This is a genomic window from Flammeovirga agarivorans (assembly GCF_012641475.1).
GTDB lineage: Bacteria > Bacteroidota > Bacteroidia > Cytophagales > Flammeovirgaceae > Flammeovirga > Flammeovirga agarivorans.
Genome location: NZ_JABAIL010000034.1, coordinates 1 through 2,252 on the forward strand (window position 1 = coordinate 1; position 2,252 = coordinate 2,252).

The 2,252-nt window shown below is 34.9% G+C and carries 1 protein-coding gene; it reads left to right on the forward strand.

Translation table 11 applies throughout. The features are described from left to right. Positions 1–2,252, forward strand: a 2,252-nt coding sequence (locus HGP29_RS27990) for a hypothetical protein (protein WP_168885779.1), incomplete at both ends; no start/stop codon positions are given.

Consider the following 2,252-nt stretch of genomic DNA (forward strand, 5'->3'; position numbering starts at 1 on the left):
CTCACTGAACTTGGTATCACTTTTAATGAAGATGATCCGTTCAGAACATGGAATTCAGAAGGTATTATTACTACAGTTTACGATAATGGAGCTGTTATCGATATTGATCTATCAAATAAAAATCTTACAGAGGTTCCTTCTTCATTAGCTGCTTTTGCTGATGTAGAAAATATCATTCTTGATGACAACAATATCTATTTCGATGAATTAGATGTGTTATTAGGGTACGATTCGGAAATTAACCTCACATATGACGGACAAAGTGTTACACCTACTACAGTAAATGTTGTAATCAAGCATGGTGACAGCTATACTTCATCTATCACTCAAGATTATGCTGACATTACCTATAACTGGAAAAAAGGTAGTTCGTCATTGTTCGCTTCAAAAGATATCAGTTTCTCTGACTTCCAACCTGCTGATGCCGGTACATATAATTTATATGTGACTTCTACGACACATGCAGGACAAGAATACAACTTATACCAAGTCAACCTGACTTATACTTTAGGCGACAGAGATTCAGCTTACATTAAACAAGTAATTGCTGATTTAGGTAAAACAATCGATAACCCTTCTGATGAATTCAGAAACTGGACTATCGACGGGGTAAGCTATGTAGTAAATGATTATGGTGAAGTTACTTCATTAGACATCAGTGGTAATGACCTTACTTCTACTCCATCAAGTTTATTAAATCTTACCAACTTAGGCACTTTAGATGTAAGTGATAACCAATTGTACTTTGACGATTTAGATGTTCTAAGTGCAATGGGTGTAGCTAGCTTCATTTACAGTGGACAAACAATCGATCCTATTCAAGAACTTGATGCTACTGTTAAAGGTGGTGAAGGATATACTTCTGCTTTATCTGCTGCTCCTACTTATTCTGATTTAACTTACGAATGGGTTTTTGATAATGCAGGTTATTCTAATGTTCTAGACCTTGATATCTCAAATATGACTAGAGAAGATGAAGGTAACTATCAGTTATTTATCTCTTCGTCTAATCATGATGGACTAGAAATTAAGTTTGCTGACATTAATATTACTTTCGCACTTGGTGATCAAGACTCAACAAAAGTACATGATTTACTCACTGAACTTGGTATCACTTTTAATGAAGATGATCCGTTCAGAACATGGAATTCAGAAGGTATTATTACAACAGTTTACGATAATGGGGCTGTTATCGATATTGATCTATCAAATAAAAATCTTACAGAGGTTCCTTCTTCTTTAGCTGCTTTTGCTGATGTAGAAAATATCATTCTTGATGATAACAATATCTATTTCGATGAATTAGATGTATTACTTGGATACGATTCGGAAATTAACATCACCTATGACGGACAAAGTGTAACACCTACTACAGTAAATGCTGTAATCAAGCATGGTGATAGCTATACTTCATCTATCACTCAAGATTATGCTGACATTACCTATAACTGGAAAAAAGGTACTTCGTCACTGTTCGCTTCAAAAGATTTCAGTTTCTCTGACTTCCAACCTGCTGATGCCGGTACATATGATTTATATGTAACTTCTACCACACATGCAGGACAAGAATACAACTTATACCAAGTCAACCTGACTTATACTTTAGGCGACAGAGATTCCGCTTACATTAAACAAGTCATCGCTGATTTAGGGAAAACGATTGATAATCCTTCTGATGAATTCAGAAACTGGACTATCGACGGGGTAAGCTATGTAGTGAATGATTATGGTGAAGTTACTTCATTAGACATCAGTGGTAATGATCTTACTTCTACTCCATCAAGTTTATTAAATCTTACCAACTTGGGAACTTTAGATGTAAGTGATAACCAATTGTACTTTGACGATTTAGATGTTCTAAGTGCAATGGGTGTAGCAAGTTTTGTGTATGATGGACAAACTATCGATCCTATACAAGAGTTAAATACGATTGTAAAAGGTGGTGAAGGATTTACTTCTGCTTTATCTGCTGCTCCTACTTACTCTGATTTAACTTACGAATGGGTTTTTGATAATGCAGGTTATTCTAATGTTCTAGACCTTGATATCTCAAATATGACTAGAGAAGATGAAGGTAACTATCAGTTATTTATCTCTTCGTCTAATCATGATGGACTAGAAATTAAGTTTGCTGACATTAATATTACTTTCGCACTTGGTGATCAAGACTCAACAAAAGTACATGATTTACTCACTGAACTTGGTATCACTTTTAATGAAGATGATCCGTTCAGAACATGGAATTCAGAAGG